Source organism: Cryobacterium sp. RTC2.1, assembly GCF_035018685.1.
In the GTDB taxonomy this organism is placed as follows: domain Bacteria; phylum Actinomycetota; class Actinomycetes; order Actinomycetales; family Microbacteriaceae; genus Cryobacterium; species Cryobacterium glucosi.
Genome location: NZ_JASJXJ010000271.1, coordinates 1 through 2168, shown reverse-complemented (window position 1 = coordinate 2168; position 2168 = coordinate 1). Strand labels below are relative to the sequence as shown.

The 2168-nt window shown below is 74.0% G+C and carries 1 protein-coding gene; it reads right to left on the bottom strand.

The window, feature by feature from the left end; genetic code table 11:
• Window positions 1–2 precede the first annotated feature (2 nt).
• Window positions 3–2120 (bottom strand): alpha-galactosidase, encoded by a 2118-nt coding sequence (locus QN357_RS18735; RefSeq protein WP_323505367.1) that lies wholly within the window; start codon window positions 2118–2120, stop codon window positions 3–5.
• Between the last annotated feature and the right edge of the window lie 48 nt (window positions 2121–2168).

The window sequence follows — 2168 nt, the reverse complement described above, 5'->3', positions numbered from 1 at the left end:
ACTCAGAGGCGGGTGAGCTCGAAGAGGGCCGCCTGCTCGGGGGCGAGCAGCGGAGCGGGCAGGCCGACCTCGGCGAGCACGGTGCCGCTCAGGGTCTCCGACCCGTGCTGCAGCCAGGCCGGCGCGGCATCCTGGATCACGCGCGGCTCAATCGTCGGCACGCCGGACTCCCCCGCCCCGGAAGGCTCAGCGCCCGGGTCGACTGCCCCGCCGATCGTCAGCGGCCGAACCGTGTACCGCGCGTCCGGGTCGAGCCCGGGGAACCGCAGCGAGGCAGGCAGTGCGGTCCGCGGCGCGGCGAGCGCGACGTACGCGAACACAGCGGATGCCCCGTCGCCGGCCACGACGCCGTGCAGCTCGAGCGCGGGGTCCGACGCATCCGCGTGAACAACGACACCCGAGTGCAGCAGCGGACGAAGCCGTTTGTATTCCGCGATCCACCCGGCGACGGCCTCGAGCTCGCCGGCCGAGGCACGGGTGAGGTCCCACTCGATGCCGGCGCTGCCGAAGAGCGCCGTCGCCAGCCGGAAGCCGAGCGACGCGGTGCGGCCCGTCGTGTGCGCGGTCGCGGCGCCGAGGTGCCCGCCGAGGTACTCCGGCGGCACGAGCACTCCGGTGTACCGCTGGATCTGCTGCCGCTCGAGCGGATCGTTGGTGTCGCTCGTCCAGACCCGGTCGACGAGCGGAAGGATGCCGAGGTCGATCCGGGCCCCGCCCGAGGCGCAGGATTCGATCTCGAGTCCCGGGTGCGCGGCGCGCAGCGTGCCGAGCAGCCGGTAGACCGCCTCGGTCTGCCGGTGCGCCGAGCCTCCGAGGAGGTCACGGTTGTGGTCCCATTTCAGATAGGCGATCGGGTACTGGTCGAGCAGGGCCGTGAGGCGGGCGAGCACGTACGCGAAGGCATCCGGGTTGCCCAGGTCGAGCACCCGCTGGAACCGCCATTCGAGCGAGCCTGCTGCGCCGAGCACCCAGTCCGGATGCGCCCGCGCGAGCTCGGAGTCGAGGCTCACCATTTCCGGTTCGACCCAGAGCCCGAAGGAGAGACCCGCCGCGTGCACCCGCTCGACCAGCGGGTGCAGGCCGCCCGGCCAGGTCACGGGGTCGACGAACCAGTCGCCGAGCGCGCGTTTGTCGTCGGTGCGGCCGGTGAACCAGCCGTCGTCGAGCACGAAGCGCTCGACCCCGGCCCGCGCGGCCGCCTCGACGAGCCGGGTGAGCGTCGGCAGGTCGTGGTCGAAGTACACGGCTTCCCAGGTGTTGAGCACGACCGGGCGCGGGTCGTGGATCGTCGCCCACGACCGAATCCACGGATGCAGCCGCGCCGACAGCCCGTCGAGTCCGGTCGCCGAGTACGCGGCCACGGTCCAGGGCGAGGTGTAGCCGGCCCCGGCTGGCAGGGCCAGTTCCCCGGGGGCGAGCAGTTCGCCGCTGCCGAGGGTTGCGGCGCCGAGGGCCGAGCGCTCCGCCCAGACCCGCTTGTCGCCGCTCCAGGCGAGGTGCACCGCCCAGACCTCCCCGCGGCGGAACCCGAACCCGGGCACCCCGGCGACCGACAGGAACGGGTCGTCGTGGCCGGGCCGGCCGTGCCGGCTCTCGCGGCTCCAGACTCCGTGCGCGAGTCTCGTGCGCTGCGGACGGCGTTCGTGGCTCCACAGCCCGGTGAAATCGAGGAGTTCGCCGGCCCGGTCGGGTACGGGCAGGGTCATGTCGAGCGAGCCGAGTTCGAAGTCGGTGTCGCCCGTGTTGGTCAGGGTGTGCCGCACGCGCAGCACGCCCTCGACCGTGAGTTCAAGGTCGGTCGACACGGAGACGGATGCCGCGGCATCCGCCGTGTCGATCCGGAGCGAGCGCGCACCCCGGCGCTGCACCGCCTCGAGCCGCAGCGCGAGATCCGCCGGCCGACCGGAACCGATCGAACCGGCAGAACCGGCGGAACCGGCGACGCCGCGCCGGAAGCCGCTCAGCCCCGGCCGGCCGCTCCACCCTTCGGCGAGCGTCGGCAGCAGCGAGAGCCGCAGGGGCACGTCGATCGAGCTCGGCGGGACCGCGGGAATCGCGGCATCGGCGAGCGCGGCCAGCTCGGGCCCGGAGAGGGCACCGAGGTCGGCGCCCCAGTGCACGATCGCGGGAACGGCCGTGGGGGGGGGGGGGGGGGGGGGCGGGGCGGG